Below are 26,978 nucleotides of genomic sequence, written 5' to 3'. Positions count from 1 at the left end.
TTTTAATTTTTGATAAATTTCCAATCCTTTTTAGGGATATAAGTGTTTAAAATGGTCTCCATTTTTTCAACAATTTTTGGGTACTTATTGTAAAGGTTGGTAGTCTGGTTTACATCTTTCTCTAAATCATAAAGTTGAGCGGGTGGTGCATCACTTTTTATCTTACCGTTTTCAATATCGCTGTTGGGATGATTGGTAAATGTGATGGCTGCTGGTCCAGCAAAAGTATGCGTTCCTGGTTGGGTGCCAGTCCAACCGCCACCTCCCTGTGCTGGAATATACATCCATTTTCCTTTTCGAATGGATAAATTCCTTTCCTTGTAGGGTGCCAAAAGCAGTTCATCACGAAGCGGAAGTTTGGGGTTACCCAACAAAGCAGGCAAAACATTAATAGCGTTTTTGCCCTGGAGTGTACTTGGATTTTGCCCCGTAAGTGCCATAAAACTGGCCATCATGTCAACGAGACAAATGAGTTGATCGGACTTCGTGTCTGCTTTGATTTTTCCAGGCCATTTTGCGATAAATGGAATTCGTTGTCCTCCTTCCCAAGCTTCAAACTTGAACCCGAGCAGGTCACCATTTTGACGATGCCCCGCTGTATATGCAGCCTGAGCACCCGTATTGAACATACCGCCATTATCGCTGGTAAAAATTACTAGTGTGTTTTCGCTCAATCCATTGTCTTTAAGACTTTTAATTACTTCTCCAACCATCCAATCGAGCTCTTGGATATAGTCTCCATAAGGTCCTATTTCGCTGCTTCCTTGGAAACGTTTTGCGGGCGTGAACGGATGGTGAATTAGCGGTGTGGCCAGATAGAGAAAAAATGGTTTCTGCTTGTTGGTCGTAATCCAGTCAACTGCCTTTTTTGTCAAAACGGCTCCCATGGAATAGGGATTAAACAGCTTGTGCGCTGCTACCGCTCCTTTAAACATGTTTTCTGTGCGTTGACTGGCAGAGTAAGGAATGGGTGTAATGGTTGTTACCTCATCTGGATGATTTTTTCCGATATAAACCAATGGATCTGCAGGATCTTCACCAACAATATGGTCATTCTCTACCCACACATAAGGAGGGGCGCTACTCACCACAGGTAGTCCATAGTAGTAATCAAAACCTAAATCCTGCGGTCCGGGGCGCAACGATCCCTGCCAATCATTGGTACCGGTTTTGAATCCCAGATGCCATTTGCCTATCGCTGCTGTTGCATAATCTTTGTTTTTGAACACGTCGGCAATGGTAAGGCTATTTGTATCGATAATAAGTCCCGAAGTAGTGGGAAGTGGTCCCCAGATTCCTTTTCCATTTTCCGCATACAATGGATATTGTCCTGTGAGCAAAGCATATCGCGATGGGGTGCAAACGGCTGATGCAGAATGTGCATCGGTAAACATTTTACCTTCACTCGCTAATTTATCGATGTTAGGTGTTTTCAGTTTTGTAGCTCCATAACAGCCCAGATCGCCGTAGCCTAAATCATCAACTAAAATAAAAACAACGTTAGGTTTGTCTTGGGCATTTAAGTTCAGACATTTACTGCAACAAATAAGAAGAAAAATAAGGGCCAATTTGAGATGTATTGTAGGTTTATTTTTCATTTTAATATTTTTCTTATTAGTTATAAATAATTCAGGTTTTTTACATTTATTTTCAATTCCATTGATAACTTTCTCCTTTTTTGAGTTTTATATTATCGCCTAATTGTCCATTTGCATAAATTCTAAAAACTGCATCTTTTGTTGAATTAATAGTTGCCTTTTTCAAAACTCCTTTTTCCCATTCTATATCCACTTCAAAACCACCACGCGATCTTAGTCCGTTTACTTTTCCGTTTTGCCAAGCAGATGGCAAAGCCGGTAGTAAATCCAGAATGTACGGTGCATTTGCCAATTTTTCATCAGGTACAACTGGAGAAAATTGTTTGGCGTTTTCCGTGTTCTTTTGGTAGGCTACAAAGGCAGCTTCTTCAACTGTTTTAGCATTGGCATGTAAACTTCGCAAATGGCTTTGCAACAACATCTCGCATACTCCAGCAGTTCCTCCAAAATTCCCATCAATCTGAAAGGGTGGATGAAAATCGAACAGGTTTGGATAAACACGCTTTGAAGTTAAAAACTCATAAAACTGGTGTGATTTGTCTCCATTGTGCAATCTGGCCCAAAAGTTGGTTTTCCAAGCCGTACTCCATCCCGTAGAATTATCTCCACGCTGTTTCATCGTAACCAAGGCTGCATCGCTAATTTCTCTGGTAGTCAGTGGCGAAAAATCTCGACCAGGGTATAAAGCAATCAAATGTGAAATATGACGGTGTTCGTCTGTTGGATTATCCCAATCCTCAGGCCATTCCTGCATTTGTCCGTATTGTCCAATTTTTTGTGGACAAAGTTTCGGAATGATTTCTTGTAGTTTTTTTCGAAAATCTTTATCCTTATCTAATACCGTAGCCGCTTCTATACAATCCGTAAACAAATTTAATACCAACTGCTGATCCCAAGAAGCACCGTAGGCTTGCTTGTTCAATTTACCTTGTTGTTTCTCTAAATACGTGTTTTCTGGCGACCAAGTGGGATAAACTACCAAGGTTCCATCTTTCCAAGGAGCGAGAAACTCCACGTAAAATTCGGCTGCCCCTTTTAAAATTGGGTAAATATCCTCAAGATAGACTTTGTCCTGACTAAAAGCATAATGTTCAAATAAGTTTTGGCATAACCAAGCTCCTGATTGTTGCATACGTCTACCATGCTCGTTGGGTGCTGTGAAACCAAAGGCATTTCCGTTAAGCCCTACACTCCAACCCTTTTCTATACCAAAAGCTTCTTTAGCTACTTGCTTTCCTGATTCTGCATTAATTTTCATCCACTGCAAATAGGGAGAAAAAGAATCGGGAAGGTTTGCTGTTTCTACCATCCAGTAATTCATAGCGACATTTATATCATTATGATAATCACAATTCCATGCTGGATCCAAATGGCCATTCCAAAGCCCCTGCAAATTGGAAGGTAATGGTGAGGTGCGCGAACAACTCAATTGTAGATAACGAGCGTAATTAAAATACAGGTTTTCCAACTCTAGACTAGGTCCCTTTTTTATCAATTGATCGGTGGTTAGTCCTGAAGGCGTGTAATCTAATTGTAATTGACAACGGTTCATTAAACTAGAGACGTCTTTTACATGATTCTGTTTCAGTTTTTCATATCCTAGTTTTACCGCCAATTCTATTGCTTTCTTTGCATCAGATTGAAAATCTCTTCCTTTAAATGAAGGATATACTGGAAGATAATCTGAATATCCCGTCAGATAAATTTTTACATCAGTAGCTCCAATAACTTTCATTGAACCATCGGGTTGGGCCACAAGCTTCCCTTTTCCAGGATCAATGTAGACCAATTCTTGGAAGGCAATATTATCTTCTACCATTGGAGATTCTCCGTTCAAAATTATATAACTCCCTTCTGCTTTAATGCTTTTTACATTTAGCAAGCTACTTACGTTAATAGAAAGGTTCATTGTAGCATTTTGTGCTGTATAACGCACCGCCAAAACATCGTGTGGATGGCTGCAAAAATATTCTCTTGTATAATGAGCATCTCCTATATCATACTTTACTGTGCCCAATCCTGTTTGAGCGTCTAGCGTTCTTGTATAATTGCCTATGGAAGCACTATCATGTCCTGTAATAATAAACAAATCGGACAAAGGAGCATAATTTCCCAGTGGTTGGGTACTGCTTAAATACTTAGTAGATAAGGCTTCCATACTGTTTTCTGAGGAACCGTATTTTCCATTTCGGTAAGCTTCCCTTACTTTTTCAAAATTATCGTGACCACCTATTTTTACACCGGATTGTAAAATTTTATCAAGCCCACGTTTAGCATTCATCCACAAAGTAATATCGTTTATCATCAAATGCTCTTGATCAATTCCACCCGAAAACATAGCACCCAAGCGACCGTTTCCAAGCGGCAGCGCTTCTTGCATGTAACCTAATTTATTGGGATTCTCCCGCTGCTCCACTGTGAATTTGCTGGCAGGCTTGTCATAGCGAAGCACAAACTGAGCATGAGATTGTGTATACATTAAAATCATCAATAAGTAGTAAATAAATTTATGCATCAAACTCTCCATTTTTAATTTCTACTTAATTACTTTGCTAATAGTTTATGCCTTTTCTAACTTCAGGTAAAACTCAATTTCATTTCTACGATACACCGTTAGAGTCCGGTTTTAGTGGATGTTTATCTAAAACAATGCAGTTGACCCTAAGCCATTTAACGCGATAGATTTTGGTATATTTTTATAGCTCTTAACTTCATGTGTAAACTGCGAAAGCCAACAAATAGCAAGGCAGAAAGAAATATAGCGCAACTTTTCATAGGTTTATGGTATATCATTACAACACTATCTTTAACAAAATTCAATGATTAATCCCTTAACTTTTTACTTTTGGTCTTATCCACATGCAATGTCCACCACCTGGTGCGATAACCGCTTTGATTACATCACCTTTTTTAATTATTCCTTTTCGAACCTGATAGGCTTCGGGATTGGTTTTGCAGTTGGTTTCTTTGGTATCTTCGTAATAGGTTACCTCATATTTTTGATTGGGATCTAAGAAATCCAAATTGATATCTAGAGTTCCTCCCTGCTGATTATAAACACTACCAATAAACCATTCTTCGCCATGTCGGCGGGCAGTGGTAATGTAATCTCCCATTTTAGAATTTAGAATGCGGCTTTCATCCCATTTTCCCACTGGTTGTTTTTGAATAAACTCGAATAAATCTGCTTTTGCAGCATACGCTTCGGGTGCGTCGGGAATACAAACTAAACCGCTAAAAATTATTAAGGTTCGGGCCGCTTCTGAAGTTACAGTAGAGAAATAAGAATTTAATTTTTTCGGTCCTTTTTCTCTAATGCCACTATTAATCCCAATCAAGTCAAAATTTCCATTATTCATATCCAAAGGGCCTGTTATGGCATTTATTAAAGCCATTTTGATAAATGCTTCGGGGGTAAAAGCTTTTCTAGAATCTTGCTGACCATGGCAATATTCCCGCGAAATGGCATTGGGATACGTACGATGAACACCTGTCATGGGCACAGGAGAATCATGAAAATCTATCAGTAATTTACTGGCAGCACTTTTACGTATGGCATCTTCAGTAAAAGGAACATTAGGTCCCATAAAGCCATATTTTATTCCCTTCATCCCTAATGATTTGTAATATGGAAATAGCTCATCATCACCATATTCACCCTGTCTCGTATCATAATAAAGTAGTAATTCTACCTTTTTGTCTTTGGCGTATTTGATTACTTTTTGTAAATCGAGTTTCTCTGACATTTCAAAATTACCTTTTGTAACCTTGGTATACCATGCATCATCAATTAAAAAATAGTCTATCCCTTTTTCGGCGGCAAAATCTATAAATCGCATATAACTTTCGGTATTAATCCCGTATTTAAAACCATCCGGAGCTACATATCCATGCACGCGCCAATCCCATAGAGATTTACCTGGTTTAATCCAATCGGTATTTTCAATTTTATTGGGACTGGCCAAATTTTGTGTCAGCGTATTTACGACAAGGTCTCCGGCTGTTTTACCAAATACAATCACACGCCAAGGAGAAATAAGTTCCTCATCTGTTGTGCTTATTTCATTATTAGATACAATTTTATTTTGAGCCATATCTACTCCCAAATTCATATTTTTAAATCCTTTAGCTACGAAAAGATCCGATTCTAGAAGTGCTATAAAAGAATGATTCGGGCTTTCTACAACCAATGGTACTGGAATTGATTTTTTACTTCCATCTTTATTTCCCGTAAGCAGAAAATCATTTAATTCTGAAAGTTGGAGCGGGCCTATGGGTTCGTTTTCTCCATTTGGAGCAAAATAAGTACTCTCTTTTGGTAAGTTATAAGAGCAATAAAAATTGGCTGTTTTAGGTTTATTCCCTTTTTTAAGCACAAAACGAAAAGCTACTCCTTCATCATAAGCTCTTGCGTACAGTTTCCCTTTTACATTATTACAAGCAATATCTAATTCTAATTGCTTATAATGGTCATTTATGCTACTAAATTGCTCCCAAACTGGTTTCCAAGTTTTGTTGACTTCTGTAACTTTTGAATCTGATATTACAATATCTGCCCCAGAGAAAATAGCCAATTCTGATGGATTAATCATCTGCTGACCAGCCCATTTTACTTGGTAATTTAGCTTTTTATTGAGTACGAATATTTTAAGATTCACCTTTCCATCAGGAGAATTTAGGTTAACATTATCCAATTTACTTTTAAAGGAAACCAGGGTTGCAAATAAAATAATTATTAAAAAAATCTTTTTTATCATCTCTAATTTTCGTGTGAATTAAATTTAAATATTAGGTTGTGGCATCTCTGCACCTACTTTATTCTGCCATTTATGAAGCTTCTCTAAGAGCATTTTAGCTTTTTCGGGATATGTTGCACTTAAATTATTTTGTTCGGCAACATCTTTTTTAAGATTAAACAGATATATATTTTTTGTTTCAAACTCCTCTATTAATTTCCAATCGCCAGATCTGATCGCAGCCGACATACATAAGGGTGTATTTTCGCGATGGTGTGGAAAATGCCAATATAAATCCCGCTCTGGGAAATTCTTTTTCTGTTCTAAAAGTGGAATTAAACTTTTCCCTTCTAATTGAGGGTAATTTTTAGAAGAAATATTTGCTAACTCCAATAGAGTAGGAAAAAAATCAACAGTAGAAACAGCAGTGTCGCAAGTTGATCCGGGTTGATAATATTCTGGCCAAGAAACTATTAAAGGTACTCGAATGCCTCCCTCATATAATGAACCTTTATCACCTCGTAAAGGAGGATTTCCCCATACCCCACCATTGTCGGAGTAAAAAATTACAATCGTATTCTTTATTAAATCCAATTCCTTTAATTTACTTATTACTTTTCCCACATTCTGATCTAATTTACTAATCAGGGCAAAGTATTTATTACCATTAATTTTTTTTAATTCCTCTTCTGGAACTTGCAAAGGAGTGTGAACGGCATAAGTCGAGAAATCGAGAAAAAACGGATGATCTTTATTATTTTCGATAAATTTTATGGCTTCTTCTCCAAGCCTGTCGGTCAGGTATTCTCCTATAGGACCGTCTTTAATTGTTCCGTTTCCATAGGGAGAAAAATAGCTTTTGGGTTGTCCGTAAGCGCAGCCTCCGATATTTACGTCAAAGCCTTGTTTGTCGGGATGATAAGCAGCATTAACAATTCCGTCTTTTGTATAAATAGATCCTTCACCAGCCAAATGCCACTTACCAATAAAACCAGTTGCATAGCCTTTTGTTTTTAAAGCTTCAGCAATAGTTACTTCTTCTGTTGGCAAATGATCTAAGAAAAACGCTTCCTTTAATTTTTGACCTTTATTTAATTTTGAAATATAGGTCTCCATGCCTGCACCTGGGATATGGCAGGTAATTTTTAGCGTAGCAGGATATTTGCCCGTTATTAAACTTGCTCTAGTTGGTGAGCAAACCGGACAAGAAGCATAAGCATTGGTAAAAACCATTCCCTGTTGGGCTAAAGCATCGATATTTGGTGTTAAAATATCTTTGCGCTGCTTCATATAACCCACATCAGAATAGCCTAAATCATCGGCCAAAATAAAAACGATGTTTGGTGGATTTTGGCTTTCATTTTGTTTTTGCGCATAAGCAGAAATACACAAAGAATAAATACTTAAACCCAAAATATAACCTAAGATCTTAATCCTCGACTTTTTAAAATGTGACATACTCTACCTATTATTTTGATTTTTTAACATTAAAACTGAAAATTTTCCCTTGTTCAAATAACTTTCCTTTTTTAAACTCCACTTTTCCAAAATCGTGTAAGCTAAATGAATTCAAATTAAAAGTACCGTTGATCACTTTAACCGAAACATTCTTTTCGTTCTCTGTACCACAAATGGTTACTGAGCCATATTGATAGCCATTAGACCAGAAATAATTTCCGTTTTTTGCGTTAAATTTCATGCTATGGTCTACTGCCGAATAATTAAAACCTGTAATTGCCAAAATACCACCCCAAGCCATCATACTACGAGCGTAGTGATTCCCAAATTCGGCTTCATTGTAAGGATTTCTCTTTTTTCCATCATACCTATCTCTCACATCTTGCATGGTATTAAAACCCATATCAAATTGATTTTCGTATAGCATACCTACTGCGGCAGTATATTCAAATCCCGTCATTACCTCTGTAAAATAAGGAAAAGGTTTTTTAGGTCGCTCACCTGGATAGCCTGCCATAACCAAAGCCGCTTCATCACCGAGTGCATAAGAACGCATAAAGTTGGGATGTTTCAACATACTGTCTAAATGGTTGTATTTGATGATGGCATTGTTGGTTTTTGTCATGTTTTCTTTATTAGCCAAATAGCCCAAATCAAGAATATGCGCCATCACCTGTCCTACCAACTGGTCTACTAACACTCCTTTTCCTAGTTGATAATCTGGACTTGTAAGGTCTTTGGCTCCCAAACCCTTTATTAATCCGTTGGCTACGTTTTCTGCTAGCATTGGAGGTACGATTTCCTGCTCATAATATTCTCCGTTGAAGAGTTTTTCATCCAGATAAGAAGATCCATTTTTATAAAGTGAACGGCAGGTTTTTGCAAAACTCTTTTCACCTAAATATTTTGCCATTTCCTCAGTGGCTCTTAAGGCTCCCAAATACCAAAAGCCCATTTGCGGGTTTGGTCCAAAATACTCTACATCCATGGTATTGTGTTGCGCTCCTTCCATTACACCATCTTTATTGGCATCCCAACCTCCTTTTATCCAAGCAAACTCTAATGCTTTTTTTACCTTTGGCCAATGTGATTTTAAAAATTCATCATCACCAGAAAGTTTCCATTCGCGGTAAAATTTCATGATCGATCCCATTTGACCATCGGCGGCGGCTGCTCCCCATTTTTGAGCATCTGTCTTCAGTGGTAAATCGATTCTAAAACTCATCAATCCATTTTCATCTGTAGCAAAACCAAATTCGGTATCACGCATAGTTTTGGCCAATTCTCCAAACAGAAATGGAGTGGTTTGATCGTAATTCCAAACATGGGTACAAGAGCCAATACCACGGCCTGCGTTCGAGCTTGTTCCTTCCCAACCCAACATATATCCTTCTTTAGTTCTAAATGCAAGTTGCGTACGCAAATGGGCAAGGTTGAATAAAGCAGCTTCTTTTACGATAGTAGGAAAATCACTTTTGATGACTGTATTTACAAATTCTACCGTTTTATTTTCTAAAACCGCGAGTTTTGGCACTGTTTGTTCTAATACGTCCCAAGAATCTATATATTTTGTAGCATAATAATTCCCAACATTCGCCTTTGTATTCCTCCATGCAGATCGGTTCGGAAAAGCCCAGGTTATTAAAAATTTTATGTCTTTTTGCTCACCAGATTTCAAGGTGGTTTTTACAGCAACTGATCCCATTGGAGCGTCTTCACCCAATGATTTTCTGTCTTCCAACAAACCATCATCTGTAAAATCATCCCAAAAGTCAAGGGTAGTATCTCCCCATTTTGTTTCTGTCCAGTTGGTACGATACGACATTTGACCTTCACTTATAGTTGCTAAACTAAAAGTTCCCCATTGTTCACTATCTTTATTAACCCCATTTGATGTATAGTTAATACCTCTGATGCCATTTATTTCTTTTATCGAATTGACGTTTTTTATCGCTTTACCTTTGCTACCATCAAAGCCAATAAAATTCTCAATAGTTCCAGCAATAGCTATTGTTATAGGTTTATTCGAAGTGTTTTTTACAGAGTAAATAAGTACTGCCATAGGAATGCTGCTATCATCTACATCTCCCGGAATAAGCGGATTAAAAGCGCCCATACTTACCTCTATAGGTAATGAGTTGTCTTTTAATTGCACTTGTCCGAACGGGTAAGCGGTTTTGAAAACTGCTTCCTCAAAACGAGGAAAACCATGGTTGGTGCCCTTTGCTCCCATGTCTCCTTCGTAATCTAAAGCTGTTGGAGGTCCTTCTAACAAAATGGCCTGGCCTCTTTTGTTCTCTTCTTTGATGTATATGGCAAAAAAGGGCGCTCTATTTACTGGTGGGCCTTTAAGCAACCAGGGGTTAAAGCCTTTTGCCGGACTGCTCATTATTTCCCAGTCTTGCAGTGCTCCATTTCCTTTAAGAGAAATTGTTCCAGTCCCTATTCCGCCAATTGGCATAGCTATTCGTTGTAAAAAATCTTTTTCATAAGTTTTAAGCGTGGGCCAATTACTTTGTTGACCGTAGCTGTTTGTCATACCCATAATCAAATAAGCTAAACTTATTATAATTACCTTAGATTTTATCCAATTTTCTTTCATTTCATTATTAGATTTTATTTCCAATAGCACCATTCTTCCTGTAATTTTTATAAGAATTCTGATTATTTAATTGATATTATACTTCACTTTTAACAATCAGCGAAATTTTTCTGCTTCTGCATCTTTAATTTTATAAGCCCTTAATTCGGCATAAGTGGCAAAAAATCAGCAGTACAAATGAAGGCAGTACGTTTTTATATCCTTTATTAGAATTAAACATCTGTTTCCCAACAATGCCCATTAATTTACAATCAAGCAAACCTCTACGCCGCATACCAGCACCCGTTCCTTCTTAATACATTGAAACATTACTGCATTATAATCCTTTTATATTTTTAAAAAGGTGCATCATTTAGTGCTCTTTTTTTTTCAAATAGATTTCCTATTTTACTTTTATTTAATAAAACTACCTATTAGTAAAGTTTTACTCTAAAAAAATCGACGAATAACTACCTTAGTTAGATATAAAATAGATAATTTATAAATGAAATATTAAATTGTTTATTGATTGATACTTTAGCAAGCGATTAATTTATCGTCAAAATGTATTCTTCTCCATTTGATTAACACTTTACCCTTTTTAAACGCCATAGAATTAGCTAGTATCAACTCCATTTTTTATAAATCCCAATTAGTACTCCTTTAACTTGATTTTATTATCTACAAAATAAGAACAATTAAAAAACCTATAATTATCGTTATCGTTATATAAATATTTCAGTTTAATAACTAAAAACTTTGACTACTATTTATTATTTAGTCAAAAATTGGATAGAAGGTTTAAAAGCATTTTTCACCTTATTTTCAATTGAAAACGAACTAATGAATTCAAGCACTAACTATTAAATTATTGTCAATAAAAACAGAGGAATTTTATATTCCCATAATATCTAAATACTACGATGAGGGCAATGGAAAATATAATTTGAAGTATTCACTTTTCTATTTTGATTGTAATGTTTGTCTCTCTTTAGAAAAAGTGTTAGCTGGCGGCACTTTTGGGTAAAGACTTTTGAAACGCTTCGATTTTTGCAACCAAGGACTTTACGATCTCAGGATGAGCCGCAGCAACGTCTTTTTGTTCCGCCCAATCGGTGCTAATATCAAATAACTCGGTACGATTCATTTTTTTATTGGTTATCAGTTTCCATTTACTTTCCTCAATAGCCGCACTTGGCCAAAAATAGAGGGTATCATTTGAAAAACGCCAATCCCAATAAATAGGTCTTTGTCGGGTGTAATCCCCTCCCTTTATAGCAGTCACAATACTTTCTCCGTCTGGCTCGTATCCCTTAGGGTATTTTGCCCCAGCTAATTCACAAAAAGTGGGCAGCAAATCGGTAGCCGCCAATTCGGTAGTTTTATTCACTACTCCTTTTGGTACAGAACTTGGCCATCGCACAATAAACGGAATGCGTACTCCACCAGCGAACAAAGAGCGTTTGCGCCCATGGAGCCCTTTTGTTTCACCAACAGAATAATATGTACCCAAGCCTGGCCCAGTTGAATTATCGTTTAATTTTTTAAGAGTCCCTGTTATTTCCGGTCCATTGTCTGATGAAAACACTACTAATGTATTTTCATCTAAACCCAGTTCCTTTAATGTTGCAAACAATAATCCTATTCGATCATCGTATTCGGCAACCACAGAAGCATAGACTTGTTGTTGCTCATTTAAATGATCAAATTGCTTCAAGTATTTATCTTTGGGATAAAACGGAGTATGTACGGCATGAATCCACGCATTTATAAAAAAAGGTTTGTTTTTATGACGTTTTATAAAATCTATCGATTTATAAATGGTAGAATCTGCTGACATTTGATGCAATCTACCGGCAATGTTAAAAGCAGCATATTCATCATAACCATATTCCAATGGAGAAGGCGCATCTTGTACATCTGTATTGGTAAGATGCCATTTGCCAAAATGTGCTGTAGCATATCCTGCCTCTTTTAGCATACGTGGCAACATAGGTGCTTTGGGATCCAACCAATCTGGCATGTTGCGATCAATATGAGATTCTACAGTTGCAAAATGGCCGTGTACACTTTGTCGAGATGGATATTGCCCTGTTATTACCCCAACCCTACTTGGGGAACAAACTGGATTAACCACCGAAAAATTTTGAAAATCAATACCTTCTGCAGCCATTTTATCTAAATTAGGAGTTTTGAGAAACGTACTTCCGTGAATTCCCAAATCCCCATATCCCCAATCATCAGCAAAAATAAATATGATGTTGGGTTGTTTATTTATAATGGCTTTTTTGCTGTTTTTTACTGCATTAGCTTGACTTTGACAAGCTTGCGAAGATGCTATTACAATTAAACAGAAGCTAATTAATTTTATAATTTTCATGATATTTTTCTTTTATTCAATTTATCTTTTTTAAGACAATAATATTATTGTCTTACTTTATCATTTATCAAAATTAAATTGAAACTTATCTAATGATATTTCCTTATTATAAAAAGAACTTTTTATTTAAGTTTCAAAGGTTCATCCTTTTTTTATTGACTTGAATAATCTCTTATTTACCTCGAATAGCTTTTCGAACCTCTTCCATAACAGCCGTACATTTGGGATTGAAAAGCGGGTGTTCGTCGGTGACATCTCCAGTCATAATGATATTAATTGTAACCGGAATTTTTGAAGCTTCCATATTATTGAAAAAATCTACATACTCTTGGGTGGAATGAACTGGACCTTCTCCAAAATGCCCATTCATCTGTTTGTTTGGTAGCCAGCCTTCCTTGTCCATAAGAAACCACCAAGCATTAGTTACATCACCCAATTGCTTACCCAGACCAATAAGTTGTGCATCGACTTGACCAATATCACTGGCACTGTCGGTTACTGCTAAATCGCTAAACGGTGAAACGCCAGTTCCTCGATTGGAACTGAATCCTACAACCGCTTTGGTGTTACCTGCTTTAATCGCCTTAGCCCAGCCTTCCCAAGAAGGATTAAGTGGATAATCCCATGACAATGCTCCGTCAATATAACCAAAGCCCATCAATTTCTTTCCGTAGCGCAAGCTACATTCACGTAAAATTCCCTCAATGTTATCACTAAAGCGTTTAGTATCTGGATCATTTGCTCCAACTGCTTCACGCCATTCTTTAGGATCGTATCCATTATAACCAGTATGCAAATAAAACATGGTACGAATACCTCGTTTATCTAGTTCATTAATTATTTCGCCTAATAAATCTCGTTTTGTGGTACGTCCCGGTGCTATTTTATCAATAGCAGCATTTGGCCCTGGCCAATAGAATCCCTGATGGGTCGCGGTGAATATCACCCAAGCAGCTCCAGTTTTTTCTACTTCATCGGCAAAGACTTTGACATTGAACATCGCTACCGACTTTTGAAACCATTCCGCTCTAGGCTTATCCCCTACAAATGCCTGACTCATAGCTGACCAATGCACAAATAGACCATATTTTCCATCAATCATCCAAGAGGTATCCCCTTTCATTGCCTGTGCACGTTCCAATTGTCCTTTACGTTTGGCAGCAGTTCCTAATTCTATGGAAAATAAATGAAATTTCTCCGTCACTCCGCTTCCAAATCGGGGGCCTTCCTTATCTGTAGCCTTGGCTGGTTTTGCATCTGGCAAACGAAGGGTAACTTTATTCTCCCCTTTTTTAAGATGCAAAACACCTGGCATTTCTTGACGCCAAAAATAAGGACGATGCTCCCATGTCGGAATCATGGATGGCGCTGTCAGAACCGAATTATTAGAACTTATTTCAATCGTAGTTTGTTCTCTCTTACTAAAAAGCACACCTACCACATAATCATCTTCCTTTGGAGCAATAACTGTCCAGGTTACTTTATCCTGAGGTGACTCAAAATCGTATACGATATTGGCACTTCTAGAATCTCGTTGCACATTTCCTGACAATGCGCCACTCGAAGCAATAAGTGCTGTTACATCGTTGTTTTCTAAATCGAAGACTTTTACCTTTTGATTAACCTTCCCTTTTACATTTAAATCTGATTTTTGAGAAAATGCAGATAACGTTGAAATTAAAGTCACTGCAGTAATCAAGAGCAGTCTAAAATAAAATTTTCTATTATTTATAAACATTGCTATAATTTTTAAACTAAAATTAAACATGGTGCTATCATCTTTTTTTATCGTAAAGAGTAATAACACCATATTTAGGGTTTTGTAATTAAATTAATTAACGAATAAAAGAATTATTAATTAATGGATCTCAATCCAACCTTTGAAAGGTCTAGAGGAACAATACCCATTTCTATTGCAGAAGAACCTGGTTTCAATCTAAAGTCACCTTTTTCAGGATCTACAAATAATGGGTCTACCGCTCTACTATTCTTATCAACTCCATCTTTTTGATTTTTCTCAAGAAGGTCTTTACCCATGTTTGGATTTACTTTTGAAAAATAGATATTATAATCGGTATCCGCATCCTTGGCACTAGCAATTACACGTCCTCTCCTATCTTCAGAAGAGCCCTCTTTACCTGCGGGTAATTCATCCATAAAATTTCCTACTTCAATTGTACTGTATAAAATATTTCGCTTTATAGTTCCACCTGTCAAAGGCCCTTCACGCAAGGACAAATAATAGCCACGTGGTGGTGCAATAATATTGGCTACGATATTATTTTCTACTCTATTATCCAATTTTGTCAAAATTCCTTGAGAAGTACAGTTGTAAATAAGATTTTCAGCAATTAATGTTCCTGTTTGTCCGCCATCTGTACGAATAGCGGCTTGCATTATCATATCGGAATCCATATCATGGATATAGTTACGACGAATAATATTATCTCTACCCGCTCCACGTATATAAACAGAATTTCCATCTCCTAGTCGTTGCATTGTATGGTGCATTTCATTGTATTCTACAATATTATCGTGGGTGTGCAAATACGGCATAACGTCTGCAAGTTCTACATCTTTCGTAAATGTTGGCACTTCATCACGACGAATAGTACGTGTCAATTCACGTCCGTTTGGTCCTTTTGCAAAGAAATCAGTCATACAACCTGACAGAATAATTGCAGTATAATCGGTGTGGTGGATTAAATTGTTTGCAATTTGATTTTCGCCACTTTGCCACACTAGGATCCCGGCAGAATGCCAATAAATTTCGCCAATATTATGAATGTTGTTATTATAAACGGTATTGTTTCTATTCACATCTTTAGTACCTGGACCGTAACCGCAAAGCACAATTCCAGCTCCACCTAAATGTTCAATATGATTGTTCGAGATCGTATTTTTCATTCCGTATAAGTCAACGCGAACAGCACCACTACCACTATCCAAAAAGTGACATTGGTCAATCACACAATTCTCAGCTCCACGAAAACGGACTAAGGCATTGTCTTTGTCCTGCATATCCCAGTCGTGTTGCAAACCAGCATCATCACTTTTTATCGTGTAACGTTCTCCGTGTTTGAAAGTAAGTCCTTTAAAATTAAGATTACGAACAGGAACATCTGTAGCACCTTCTTTGTCTATTTTTCCTTCTACACGTAACAGTTCAAACAAAGTGGGCGCTAGTACAGTTGACTCATTACGAGGCCAAAGATATACCTTGCCTTCTTTGGTATTTAAAACCCATTCTCCTTTTTTGTCTAATGCTTCTAGCACATTCTCTACCCAGCAATTCTCTGTTTCTGGTAAAAAGTGAAGCCTGTTCATCGCGTAAGTTGCCTCTATTGAAGTGGTTGCCGTGTTCGTTTTTTCATCTATAGAAGCTACCGGAAGTAGGTTTACAATCCAAGCATGATGAGGCCTCACTTTTATTTCGACATCGGTGACATTTGACCAGTTTTTCAACATTCCATCAGGTAAAACCACTCTGTTTTTTCCGTTTCCTTCTTCTTTCAATATTACTCCATTTGATTGTGCACGTGGCAACATTCCTTCGTCATCAAAAAGAGTCAAAAATTTATCCGCAACATCAGCCACATATACATTCCCTTTCGCTTCCTTTGGTAAACCTGGTAGATCTGTCGTTATTTTTTTCCAACCTGTAATTGCTTTCCCAGAGCTAAATATTGGCTTCTCATTAGGGTAAGCAGCGTACGTCACCGTGGATTTCCCTTCACCTGAATCTTCCAATCCAAAAACGACCGTTTTATTCAACTTGTAAACGCCATCACGAATCAGTACAACCACATCTTTCGATTTATTTTTTTTATAAATACGTACTGCATCTCTCGCTTTTTCTAAGGTAGCAAAAGGACCATCTGTACCCTTTGCATTAGGGCTGCTTAAGGTTCCAGTCCATTTGTCAGATCCTTTTATAGACACATAAAAGTCGGCTTTTGCACTCTTTATTGTTTGACCTGTGCTGATAAGACATCCAAAAATTAGTGTCATCAATATGATTAATCGTTTTTTCATCGTAGTTATCTATTTAATATTCAATTGCTTTTCGTTTCTTTTTATAATTTGCTGTTTTAGAACCCAATTTTATGTCTTGCCTATTTTCGGCCTGATTAAATAATTTGTCTAAATTTTTGGTTTATTTATTTTTTTTAATGATGGTGTCCATTCAAACCAATTTAAATTTAAAAGACTATCTCCTTTACCTCTATAACAGAGATAGAGAGTTTGACTTCCCAATATTCTATTCACTTTGGTCGAAAGTGTAGCATAGTTAGTAGCGCTTCCTGTCGCAGGAACTGGAATCGTACCAATTATAGTCCCTGTAGGACTGTTTACTCTTAACACAATTTCACCACCCTCATTTGGAGTTGCAATGCGAACGCGAAACGAAAAAGGTTCATCACCATTTCCAAACTTGATATCATTATAACTTGTCCAATCTCCATTTGAAAGTTGTACAATCTCTGTCCTTTGATCACCATCGTTCTGGTTTTCCAGCTTTATTCCTAGTTGGTTATCAAAAATTTCTGCCTCATAACGTATGACTCCGTCTTCAAGAAGTTTTGTTTCTTTTGCGTCCGAAACCATTTTGTCTTTGTTTTCCTTTGGCACGCGCTTAGCATACGTAGGTACCGTAATTGCTACCTCTTTATCCAAAGTATAGACAACTGGTTCTATTGTTCCATCGGGGCGAAATGTAATTTTATCAAAACAAACCGAACGTTTATAGCGGCTGCCATGATTGACATCTCCACGATGATAAAAGAGGTACCACTCGTTTTTAAATTCAATTACAGAAGTGTGATTTGGCGATTCTGGAGAATTTGGAGCTAGTTCACCTTTAAAAACTGCATATTGAGGCAAAGGTGAATCGGCCATCCAGTATTGAGTCACCGGACCTACTCGTGCACTGAAATAGTAAATTCCATTGCGTTTAAAAACATGAACCGCTTCATTCACAACTTCTTTACTTAATCGCACCCATGGACCGTCTAATTCGATCATATTTTCCTTAAGTTTTGCGCCCATTATATGCGAGCCTGGTTCCCCTATGTCTACCCAGTGATCATTTCCAAAAATGTAGGCCTGACCGTCATCATCCACAAATACTGTTGGATCAAAGATCGTAGTGAACTCATTGGAAACTGCAGATTCCCATGGTCCTACGGGAGTCTTGCTTTTCGCTACACCTACATGCGTTACATCACTAGGAAAATACCAATAATACCAACCCTTTTTATAAGCAGCATCAGGCGCATTCATATTGGACTGCGCATATTCAAACCCTTTATCCAATTGAGGATCTAAGGAAACACCATGATTTGTCCAAGTTTTCATATCAGAAGATTCTAAGATCACATAATCTTTCATCGATTCGTAATTAGTAGCATCAGGCTGATCGTGAGAGCAATACACATAGACTTTGTCCCCAAAAACCTCAGCTGAGGGATCAGCAGCAAACAAGAATCCAGCAGTATTTTCTCTGAGAATTGGATTTTGAGCGGAACTCATTTTTCCCATCAGTAAAAAAAAGACAATTACTATGATTTTGAATTTATTCATCGTTGTACAGGTATTCATAAATAAGATTAGTTTTTAGTCGAAAGGTTTAAGGCAAAAGCTGCTTGATCCCAAGTAAATGAAATGGTATCATTTTTCTGAATTTTGCCCGGTGTGCTTCTACCTTCAACAATTTGTTTTATCAATAATGTCCTTAACTCTTCTACAAGCTTCGGATTTTCAATTGCTACATTTTTAGTTTCCTTACTATCATTTTTCAGATTGTAAAGAATATTTTCGAAAGAAGTACTGTAGCTTTTAGATTTTTTCTTTTTATCTGAATCGGACTTATCCGCAACAGGTTCCACTACTAGTTTCCAATCTCCTTTTCGAATAGCAAACAGACCGGCTTTATCATGGTGAATGGTTTCTTCTCTTTTAAATCCATTTTTCTGATTAAATAATGGAATCAAACTATAACTATCTTCTGCTTCATTATCTTTCAATTTATAGTTTACTAAATCCGCGCAGGTAGCCATAAAATCTGCGGTACAAATTGTTTCGTTAGAAACCGTATTTGCTTTAATTCCTTTTGGCCATTTTACTAAAAAAGGTACACGGTGACCACCTTCCAAAATACTTCCTTTTATTCCGCTATAGATGTAACTTGGGTTGTGTCCTTTTTCTTTGAGTACGCCAATATTTGCATTGGCAGCGCAACCATTGTCGCTCGTAAAAATTATAATTGTATTTTCTGCAATACCACTGTCTTTGATAGTTTTAAATAAATCGCCCATTAAATCATCAATCATGACAACAAAATCTGCATACGGATTAATGTTGCTCCTGCCTGCCCAAGGTGCTATTGGTAAGATAGGATTGTGCGGTGCAGCCAAAGGAAGATAAAGGAAAAAGGGTTTTTCTTCTTTTGCTTTCTCTTGAATATAAGCTTGTGCTTTTTTTACAAAAACAGGCAAAACTTGCTCGTGGTCAAAATCATTTGAAATAGGCCCTTTTATCCAAGTACTGTATCCGTCTTTAGTTCGCTTCTTTTCTGAAACTCCATCGGGCTGCTCTACCACTTTATCATTTTCGATATATACAAATGGAGGCATATTTAAAGAAGCCGAAATCATATACGAATAATCAAAACCTACGTTCAAAGCACCTTTTTTCAAGGGTTTTGAGAAATCGATTTTATCTACATCCAGCCTATCATCCACATCAGAAAAATAATCAAATTCTTTGCTACCATCTTTCATTGACCAATTCAGTCCCAAATGCCATTTACCAATACAAGCTGTTTGGTAACCATTATTTTTTAATAATTGAGCGACAGTTAATCGATTGTCCTTTATCAACATTGGAGAATCTCCCCATAATACAAAACTCTTCAATGGTGTTCTCCAGTTGTAACGACCTGTCATAATACTGTATCGTGTAGGAGTACACACAGAAGAGGATGTATGTGCATCAGTAAATTTCATCCCTTCCGCACCCATTTTATCAATATTGGGCGTGCTGATTTTACTATTTTCATTGTAAAAACTCACATCTCCGATTCCTAAATCATCTGTCAGTATATAGATGATATTGGGTTTTTTATCTTGTAATTTCTTGGACTGCGCAAAAGTTCCTAATGCAACCAATGCCAAATAAACGTGCAAAATAAATTTCATTTCTAGGTCTTTTATAAATTACTTTAATTCTATTTTAAACCCGATAACAATTTGATTGGCAATATCCTTCGGTAATTTTATTGTTACGGCTTCATTACTTTGATTCCATTGCAATTTTTCTGTACTGCCCATCAATATGATATTTGCGATTTTTTTATCTAATATTCCGCCTTTCGCCAAGGTTTTAATCACAATATCTTTGGTTGGAGGTGCTAAAACATAAGCATATAGCACCCCATCTCTCATGGTAAATCGAATATCTTGCTGTGAATAATCTTCGTGGTTTTCTCCTTGACGTCCATCTTTTACCTCCAATGGTCCTTCACCAAAGGTTTTCCAAGCACGGCTTCCATAAATTCCCTCTCCATTTATTTTTAGAAAATCTCCAAACGCTGTTAAATAGGTAATTTGCTTTTCTGGGATAGTTCCGTCTCCTTTTAAGGCAATATTGAGCATTACCACTCCGTTTTTACTAATCGCATCAACCGCATTAGCCACCATTACTGGAACGCTCATTTTATTGACAGAATTTTTGCTATAGAACCAATTTCCCGAAAGATCGGTAGCCCACAACCAAGGTTCTGTCTTAATTTCATCGGCGGCACCTCTTTCTAAATTATAGGTAAAGGCAGCACGATTGACTGTCTTATCTTTTAACGAAAGTACAACGGTTTGCTTGCCATTATTTTCTTTTAAATCTCTGTTTATATAATCTGAGAAAAGTTTAACACCCAAGCCTTTACCTTGGTCTTCATTAGGAAATGGGGCATCATTATTGAACATATCCGGATCGTATTTTTCGATAATTTCCCAACAGCGACTGTACCAATGCTGGTTCCAGCTGTCTTGACTCGCATAATTTACTGGGTCGTAATCCATATTAAAAAGCTTTCACTCCAAAGTGCCTTCTTTTTGGTACTTACGGGCAGGGCGCCACCAACCTGGAGACCAATAGAGATGCGTTGAAATTCCAAATTTTAATCCATATTTCATTGCTGCTTTTTTCCATTCTCCTAAAACATCACGATGTGGCCCCATAGCCACCGAATTCCAAGGATTGGAAGAATCATACATATCAAAATTATCATGATGCGTAGCCACCGGCATAATGAAGCGAGCTCCATTTTCTTTTACAAAAGCAACCAAAGCTTCAGGATCCCATTTTTCACCTTTAAAATCAGGAATTAATTTCTCATAACCGTAAGTTTCAAGTGGACCGTAGCGTTTAATGTGCCATGCTGATAGTACTTCGGCCTGTTTCTTACCCCCGCCGTACATGTTACGACCGTACCAAGAGCCATCGTTCGGACGATCCTCATCAACAGACGATGGAATTCCCCAATGAAACCAAACCCCTAATTTTCCATCCACCAACCATTCAGGAACTTTATAATGGGCAGCCATCGACTCCCAATTGGCCTTAATTTTACCATTCGTCGGTGCTGGATTAATTACTTTTGCAGCCCCTATCTCTTGGCCGCTCGCATGAAGTTGACAAAGGATAACTATGATTGTTAAAGCTCGAGATATATACTTCATTTTTTTTTTGAATAATAGTTTATTGTACTTTTCTAACCAATGCCGCTTGAGCTTCATCATAGCCATGATTTTTTACCCCTTCTTTTTTCCAATGATCCAGCTGTTTATCATACAGTGCTCTCATTTTGATAAGTTGCGACTTAAATTCGGTACTACTGGCTAAGTTTTTCATTTCATAAGGATCATTTATAATATCAAATAATTCTTCGGTGGGATGAATTCCTTTTGCTTCATCTTTAAAGTTCCAATAAATGTATTTGTATTGTTTTTCCATAACGGTCAAGCAATATGTCGCTTTTGGTCCCCAAACTTGAACGATAGGAAGCGATGTTCTTGATTCCAATTGAGTATTGCTTAATATTGGTCTCAAGCTTTTACCGTCATAAACCGTTGGTGCTTTGATTCCAGCAAAGTCAAGAATCGTCGCTGTGATATCTACATTTGCCGATAAAGAACTGGTTTGTTTTCCTTTAAATTTTTTATCCATTCGAGGATCAACAATAATAAGTGGAGCACGAGCACTTTCTTCATAAGGAAGTTCTTTCGATCCTAGTCCATGCGACCCATTAAAATAACCATTGTCTGAGGCAAAAACAATGATGGTGTTGTCATCTATTTTTAGTTTTTTTAACTGGTCCATAATCATACCTATAGCATAATCTACTCCATAAATCAATTGGTTGTATTTGCGTAATTCTTCTTGGTAAGTATCTTCCTTATCATAGCCCCATTCTACAAAGCGGCCATATTGTCTTCCCATTCTAGATTGTTCTGCTAAATGTTTACCAGCTTCTCTACCAAAATTAGGAAGTTTTCTAAATACTGTATTTTTATAAACTGTGTCAAAAACAGGGTCTGGTTCTGCAGGTTTATGAGGGGCTTTAAAGAAAACACTCATGCAAAATGGTTGATCGCCTTTTACAGATTCATTTATAAAATCGATAGTTGCTGCTCCGTACGCTCGTGTCGAATGTGGATATTGTTCCGCATATTTTGCCATAGATTTATTCTCTTTGGTCATATACGAAGTTTGACCTGGACTGCCTACCCAAAAATCAAAGTCTTTTTCTGCTGCTTCGCCCTCTTTCCCAAAATCGTCGCTAGTATCTGAAATAGAAAAACCAAATTTCCCCCCAAAACCCACTCGGTAACCTGCTTCTTTCAATAATAATGGATAAGATGTTGACCATTGCCTCGTTCCCAAAGCGCCTCGATCAAAATTACAGCCCGTCTTGTATTCGTATAAGCCTGTCATTACTTGCGCTCTACTTGCCATACAAATAGCTGTTGTATTATAATGTCTCAAAAATGCGACCCCACTTTCCGCTAGTTTGTCTAGATTAGGTGTTTTGGTATTTGGATTTCCAAAATATTTCATTGAATCATAGGATTGATCATCTGTAAAAAAGAAAATTATATTCGGTTTCTTCTCCACTTTATTTTGCGCATCACAAGAATGAAATAGTAATGAAGTCATACTTACAACTAAACAGATCGTTTTTCTATAATTGGACATATTATTGTATTTAAAATAATTTATTTTTCGTATTCTTTAAATTCTTTTTCGATTACTGCAGCAGAAGGACATTCGACAGTTGGTACATCTAAAACCTTCGCAATTTGTTTTGCCACTTCTATACCAAGTAATCTATAACCCTCTGGCAGATAATGTACGCTTCCTAGTTTATCTTGATATTTCTTTATTATCGGAATCGAAAGATCATGCAAATTATTAACTCTAATCTCTGGATATTCCTTAAGCACTTTGAGAGCTACCTCATTGTATTTCAATTCACCATCTTTAAATCTTCCTGGTTCGCCATCAGGAACTACTGTTGTTGTTGCAAATATGAGTTTCGCATTGGGATAAGTAGTTTTTAAATACTTAATATTTTCACGAAGTTTATTCTCATAAACTGCAAGAGTAGATACCAATTTTCCGTTTACTTTGTCTAGATCAACCTTATTTGCCACATATTTTAAATCGTGTAGCCCAACGTTGAAATGAATAACATCCCATTCAAAATTCCATCCTCCTTTTAAATCAGGTTGGAACATAGCTTTCCTAAACGCTTCCATCTTCAAAAAAAGATCATGACTTGAACCTCCGTTAACATGCAAGCGCATCACATTTGCTTTTCCTTTTAATGATGCCCTTACATATTCTGTATATCCTATTGAGATGGAATCTCCATAAAGAAATACGTTTGGTAAACTTGAAGGTTCTATATATCTAAACTGATATCTCGTTTCATTCATTTTACTCAAGCCGTTCCATGCTTCTTTGCAAACATTGCAGGATCCTAGATTTGTAGCTCCTAATAAATCGATAGGAATGAAAGGGACAAGACCTAGTATGCTTATCGTTTTTATAAATTTTCTTCTATTTGAATGTTCCATAGTACAATACCTATTTTAATTTTTCTGCAAATTCAATTTTAAGGGCATATCCGTTTGAATTGTAATTATTTTGATCTAGAGTCACTTCCAGCCCATTTTCCGTTTGTTTCCACTTCAATTGCGTTTGGTTTTCTAGTTGACTTACCCTTTTTATCTTTCCAGCATTTTCTTTGGTTAAACTTTTAATTAGTATCGGCTCTTTGGCATATTCTAAGGCAATTACAAATAAATTATTGTCCTTTTTTGTAAACCAAAAATCTTCTGGAGTAAATTCAAATTTGATATCTTTTTTATTTACTCGATCATGAGTTCCATTCATTTCCAGATTTGTAGGTCCTTCATGAGTCACTTTCCATTTTCTCGTGTCGTAAATTGCGTCACCATTTATTTTTAACCAATTCCCTACTTCAAGAAGATTATTCACCGATTGTGTCGGAACGTGACCGGTTGCATCTGGTCCTATATTCAGCATATAATTTCCGCCCTTGCTTACAATTTCTGTCAACCAGAATAGTAATTCTTTTACAGATTTCCAGTTATCGTCATAGGAATTATAGCCCCAAGAATTGTTCGTTGTACCTACTGTTTGCCAAGGTTTTGTAATCGACAAATGATCTTGCGGGATCACATTATCTCCCGGAATATCAAAATCACCCAATTCATTACCTACTCTTGAATTTACTAGCATTTTAGGCTGAATATCATAAGCGATTTTATAAAATTTCAAACTCTCATCTGGTGTAACGTAATTCCCAAAGTCATACCATAAAGTGGTCAAGTGGGGGAATTTGGTCAAGATTTCTTTGACTTGTGGGTATGCTTTGTCATTCAAATATTCTGTAAAAGTATTTGGACTTGGATCCCATGTATTGACTCCTGCTTTGCGTTTGGCTTTTTCATTCATTTCAAGTCCAGATGCTACTAGCTCTGCATAACCACTATCGTTACCATCTGCCCAGTCAATGTTATGAGAATAGTACAAGCCAAAATCAATTTTTTGTTCCTCGCATGCGTTATACAATTGTTGTACTACATCTTTTTTATAAGGAGTAGCATCTACAATATCAAATTGGCTCACTTTTGAATCATACATCGCAAAGCCATCGTGATGTTTTGAAGTAACCACCAAGTATTTCATTCCAGCATCTTTTGCCAATTTGGCTATAGCTTCTGCATCAAACTGCGTTGGATTAAATTGCTTTGCTAATTCGGCATACTCTGCTCTTGGAATTTGAGCAGCAAATTGAATCCACTCCGCCACCTTAGGTCCTTTTAATTCTTCCATTTTTTTTCCTTTCCATATTCCACCAGGAATCGCATACAATCCCCAGTGAATAAACATTCCAAATTTAGCATCGTTAAATGCCTCTTCTGATTTTGTTTTCGAAGCATTCATTTGTTCATAAGTTTGCGACTTATTAGAGCTACAACTCAATAATACGGATAGAAAAGCTAGTGAAATTATTTTTTTCATCTTTATGTTATATTTTCATTTTAACCCAGATTTCATTTTAAAATGGGAGTAATTATAGATTGTCTTTATTATAGACAGTACTATTTTTTTTCAGTTGAAGAAAATTTAGAAAAAGATATTAATCCTCGTCATCAACCTTTTTATTTTTTACCTTATTAGCTTTAGCCTTTTTATCTGTAGACTTCACTTTGGTTCTTGCAGATGATAAACAGCTTTCTCTCGGTTTTTCTGGAAGAGTTTTTTTCCATTCCCCTACTAAGTTCAGAAGTTCCTTTGCTTTTTTAGGATCATTAATAGCAAGATTATTTTCTTCTTTCCAATCTTTTTTAACATTATACAGCTCGTATTTATTGCCTGTAACATCGACAACCAATTTATAATCACCGTCTCTAACTCCCAATGTTGGCCATGTATAAAATTGACTGTCGCCACCTCTCCATTCCCAGAAAATTGGCTTATTCCTTTTTAACCCTTTCCCTTTAAATGCCGACATCATACTTTCTCCGTCAGGTTTAAAATCTTTTGGCATTTTTATGCCAGCTGCCTCAAAAAATGTAGGCAATAAATCAACTGCCGTCACAGCAGAATTTTTATCAACAACCCCTTGCGGAATAACCTTTGGCCACTTGGCTACAAAGGGAACACGAATTCCACCTGCAAATAATGATCTTTTTTGACCTTTTAAACCTCCAGTTTCTCCAACAGAATAATATTTACCAAGACCTACTTGCCCATTTTCATCAACATCACCCTTATCCGCTTTGTGAATTTTATCCGCTTCAGTTCCTGCCCATTCTGGTCCATTATCAGTTGAAAAAACAACTAAGGTATTTTCGTCTAGGTTTAACTCTTTCAATAATTTCATTATTCTACCTACTGCTTCATCACCTTCGGCAATTACGGAGGCGTAAACTTGTTGCTTTTCATCTAAATTATGAAACTCATCCATAAACTTTTTTAAAGGATAATGAGCCGTATGTGCTTCATGCAACCACAAATTGATAAAGAAAGGTTTTTCTTTATTCTTTTTTATGAACTGCTCTGCATAATCTACGCCTACCGATCCCGCTTTAGGAATGTCAATGTTCTTTGATCCATTAAAAGTCGCGTACTCATCATAACCATAGGCACTTTCTTTTGGCATATCAGGAGCTGATCCTAAATGCCATTTCCCAAAATGGGCGGTAATGTAACCTGCTTTTTGAAATTCTTTTGGGAACGACATATCATTAGGATCCATCCAATCTGGCATACCTCTACTTTCATGTGCTTTCCATCCTTGAAAATGCTGGTGTACACTTTGCCTAGCTGGAAACTGTCCCGTCATCACCGCTACTCTACTTGGTGAACATACAGGACTATCTACCGTAAAATCGGCAAAATCCATTCCTTCATTAATCATTTGATCAATATTTGGTGTCTTAACCCATGTACTACCATGTGCACTTAAATCGCCATACCCCCAATCATCTGCAAAAATGAAGATGATATTTGGCCTCTTGTCTTTGGATTGCGCCTGTACTTTTGTCCCTATTGAAAAAACAAGGCAAAAAAGAACTAAAATTATATTTAATTTTTTCATTGTGATATTGAATTTTTATTTGCTAATACAT

The 26,978-nt window shown here is 36.8% G+C and carries 15 protein-coding genes and 1 pseudogene; all 16 read right to left on the bottom strand.

Features of this window, described 5'->3' with window-relative positions; genetic code table 11:
- Nucleotides 1-2: 2 nt before the first annotated feature.
- The 16 genes and pseudogenes from LXH21_RS07715 to LXH21_RS07640 all read right to left on the bottom strand — a co-directional run bounded on the left by LXH21_RS07715 (nt 3) and on the right by LXH21_RS07640 (nt 26,947).
- Nucleotides 3-1,598 carry a sulfatase family protein gene (locus tag LXH21_RS07715; RefSeq protein WP_239864247.1) on the bottom strand — a complete coding sequence of 532 codons (1,596 nt, stop codon included), beginning with the start codon at nt 1,596-1,598 and terminating at the stop codon, nt 3-5.
- Between the two features lie 52 nt (nt 1,599-1,650).
- On the bottom strand, nt 1,651-4,113 hold the full coding sequence (locus LXH21_RS07710; protein WP_239864245.1) for a glycoside hydrolase family 95 protein: 2,463 nt from the start codon (nt 4,111-4,113) through the stop codon (nt 1,651-1,653).
- Between the two features lie 316 nt (nt 4,114-4,429).
- The gene (locus LXH21_RS07705; protein WP_239864243.1) at nt 4,430-6,355 is read right to left on the bottom strand and encodes a glycoside hydrolase family 97 protein; all 1,926 of its coding nucleotides are present in this window, start codon (nt 6,353-6,355) and stop codon (nt 4,430-4,432) included.
- Between the two features lie 24 nt (nt 6,356-6,379).
- Entirely contained in the window at nt 6,380-7,792 is a 1,413-nt protein-coding gene (locus LXH21_RS07700; protein WP_239864240.1) for a sulfatase, read from the bottom strand.
- Nucleotides 7,793-7,802: 10 nt separating this feature from the next.
- Nucleotides 7,803-10,394 (bottom strand): GH116 family glycosyl-hydrolase, encoded by a 2,592-nt coding sequence (locus LXH21_RS07695; protein ID WP_239864239.1) that lies wholly within the window; start codon nt 10,392-10,394, stop codon nt 7,803-7,805.
- Between the two features lie 982 nt (nt 10,395-11,376).
- Nucleotides 11,377-12,753 (bottom strand): sulfatase family protein, encoded by a 1,377-nt coding sequence (locus LXH21_RS07690; protein ID WP_239864237.1) that lies wholly within the window; start codon nt 12,751-12,753, stop codon nt 11,377-11,379.
- Nucleotides 12,754-12,925: 172 nt separating this feature from the next.
- Complete coding sequence (locus LXH21_RS07685) at nt 12,926-14,491, bottom strand: alpha-L-fucosidase (protein WP_239864235.1); 1,566 nt, start codon at nt 14,489-14,491, stop codon at nt 12,926-12,928.
- A gap of 116 nt (nt 14,492-14,607) precedes the next feature.
- Nucleotides 14,608-16,788 carry a right-handed parallel beta-helix repeat-containing protein gene (locus LXH21_RS07680; protein ID WP_239864233.1) on the bottom strand — a complete coding sequence of 727 codons (2,181 nt, stop codon included), beginning with the start codon at nt 16,786-16,788 and terminating at the stop codon, nt 14,608-14,610.
- A 108-nt stretch (nt 16,789-16,896) separates the two neighbouring features.
- Nucleotides 16,897-18,354, bottom strand: coding sequence for a family 43 glycosylhydrolase (locus LXH21_RS07675; protein WP_239864231.1), 1,458 nt, complete (start codon nt 18,352-18,354; stop codon nt 16,897-16,899).
- A gap of 8 nt (nt 18,355-18,362) precedes the next feature.
- Complete coding sequence (locus LXH21_RS07670) at nt 18,363-19,952, bottom strand: sulfatase family protein (RefSeq protein WP_239864229.1); 1,590 nt, start codon at nt 19,950-19,952, stop codon at nt 18,363-18,365.
- A gap of 18 nt (nt 19,953-19,970) precedes the next feature.
- Nucleotides 19,971-20,267: an alpha-L-fucosidase C-terminal domain-containing protein gene (locus tag LXH21_RS07665; protein WP_262916202.1), complete on the bottom strand. Its 297-nt coding sequence runs from the start codon at nt 20,265-20,267 to the stop codon at nt 19,971-19,973.
- Nucleotides 20,268-20,324: 57 nt separating this feature from the next.
- Nucleotides 20,325-21,491, bottom strand: a pseudogene (locus LXH21_RS07660) (alpha-L-fucosidase); the annotation flags it as partial.
- Nucleotides 21,492-21,510: 19 nt separating this feature from the next.
- Nucleotides 21,511-23,007: a sulfatase family protein gene (locus LXH21_RS07655; RefSeq protein ID WP_239864221.1), complete on the bottom strand. Its 1,497-nt coding sequence runs from the start codon at nt 23,005-23,007 to the stop codon at nt 21,511-21,513.
- A 20-nt stretch (nt 23,008-23,027) separates the two neighbouring features.
- On the bottom strand, nt 23,028-23,891 hold the full coding sequence (locus LXH21_RS07650) for an SGNH/GDSL hydrolase family protein (RefSeq protein WP_239864220.1): 864 nt from the start codon (nt 23,889-23,891) through the stop codon (nt 23,028-23,030).
- Between the two features lie 10 nt (nt 23,892-23,901).
- Complete coding sequence (locus LXH21_RS07645; RefSeq protein ID WP_239864218.1) at nt 23,902-25,365, bottom strand: alpha-L-fucosidase; 1,464 nt, start codon at nt 25,363-25,365, stop codon at nt 23,902-23,904.
- Between the two features lie 118 nt (nt 25,366-25,483).
- On the bottom strand, nt 25,484-26,947 hold the full coding sequence (locus LXH21_RS07640; RefSeq protein WP_239864216.1) for a sulfatase family protein: 1,464 nt from the start codon (nt 26,945-26,947) through the stop codon (nt 25,484-25,486).
- Nucleotides 26,948-26,978: the final 31 nt, after the last annotated feature.

The sequence above is a fragment of the Flavobacterium algicola genome, from assembly GCF_022399565.1.
Classification (GTDB): domain Bacteria; phylum Bacteroidota; class Bacteroidia; order Flavobacteriales; family Flavobacteriaceae; genus Flavobacterium; species Flavobacterium algicola.
Note: the sequence above shows the minus strand (reverse complement) of the source record. Positions and strands in the feature narration are given on the sequence as shown.